The sequence below is a fragment of the Streptomyces sp. NPDC051664 genome (assembly GCF_044453545.1).
Lineage (GTDB): Bacteria > Actinomycetota > Actinomycetes > Streptomycetales > Streptomycetaceae > Streptomyces.
This window is the reverse complement of sequence record NZ_JBITCU010000124.1, coordinates 1-1427: the sequence shown is the minus strand read 5'-3', so window position 1 is coordinate 1427 and position 1427 is coordinate 1. Positions and strand designations below refer to the sequence as shown.

General features: G+C 67.6%; 1 protein-coding gene. It reads left to right on the top strand.

Annotated features, from left to right (window positions below; all coding sequences use genetic code 11):
- The first annotated feature begins 133 nt into the window (after positions 1-133).
- Positions 134-1372, top strand: a complete 1239-nt coding sequence (locus ACIA8E_RS41950) for an IS256 family transposase (RefSeq protein ID WP_399307375.1) — start codon at positions 134-136, stop codon at positions 1370-1372.
- The last annotated feature ends 55 nt before the right edge of the window (positions 1373-1427 follow it).

The following is a 1427-nucleotide window of genomic DNA, read 5'->3' as shown; positions in this document are numbered from 1 at the left end:
GGTTGCGTCCAAGGAAGTGGTGTACGGGTTCGACCTGATCCGGGGGTTTGCTCCGGCATCGGTGTGGTGCCCGCATAGACGAACGGCCACCGGCTGATCTTCGAGGTGTCGAAGCTCGAAGGAGATCAGCACGATGACCGCACCAGACAGTGTGCCCCTGCACGCCCTCACGGAAGAAAACCTCGCCGCGGCGAGTCCGGATCTGCTACGCGCGATGGTCAAGACGTTCGCCGACGCGCTCATGTCCGCGGAGGCCGACGCCCTCTGCAACGCCGAATACGGGCAGGTCAGCGACGAACGCGTCAACCACCGCAACGGTTATCGCCCGCGCGAGTGGGACACGCGGGCGGGAACGGTCGAACTCGCCGTCCCCAAGCTGCGCCAGGGCAGTTACTTCCCGCACTGGCTTCTCGAACGCCGCCGGCGGGCTGAGCAGGCCCTCATCTCGGTGGTGGCCACCGCCTACCTGCTGGGCGTCAGCACCCGCAGGGTCGAGAAACTCGCCGAGTCCCTCGGGGTCACCCAGCTGTCGAAGTCCCAGGTCAGTGTGATGGCCAAGCACCTGGACGAGCAGGTCGCCGCGTTCCGCAACCGGCCGCTGGACGCCGGCCCGTATGCGTTCGTCTGGGTCGACGCGCTCACGCAGAAGGTCCGCGAGGGCGGCCGCATCATCAACGTCCACGCCCTGATCGCCGTCGGCGTCAACGCCGACGGACACCGGGAGATCCTCGGCATCGACGTCGCCACGGCCGAGGACGGTGCGGGCTGGCTCGCCTTCCTGCGCTCGTTGACCGCCCGTGGCCTGTCCGGTGTCCAGCTGGTCGTCTCCGACGCTCACGCCGGCCTGGTGAACGCGATCGGCGCGGTCCTGCCCGGCGCCTCGTGGCAGCGATGCCGCACGCACTACGCCCGGAATCTGCTGAGCCAGGTTCCGAAGTCGGCCCAGCCGTGGGTGGCCACTCTGCTGCGGACGGTCTTCGAACAGCCCGACACCGACGCAGTCCAGGCCCAGATGCGGCACGTCCTGGACGCACTGGAAGCCAAGTTCCCCAAGGCGGCAGCCCACTTGGACGCCTCCCAACACGACCTGTTGGCTTTCACCGCCTTCCCGCGCGAGATCTGGCGACAGATCTGGTCGAACAATCCGCAGGAACGACTGAACAAGGAGATCCGCCGCCGCACCGACGTGGTCGGTATCTTCCCCGACCGCACCGCCGTGATCCGGCTGGTCGGCGCGGTGCTGGCCGAGCAGAACGACGAGTGGACCGAGGCCCGCCGCTACATGGGCCGCGAACTCCTCACCAAGGCCCGCCTCCACCCGATCGAGTCAGAAACCGACGCGACCGTCCTGCCCACCGAACTCACCGCATAGCCTCAAAACGAGATCACCGAGTGGCCGTCGATACACCACTCCAGCGGACGCGACC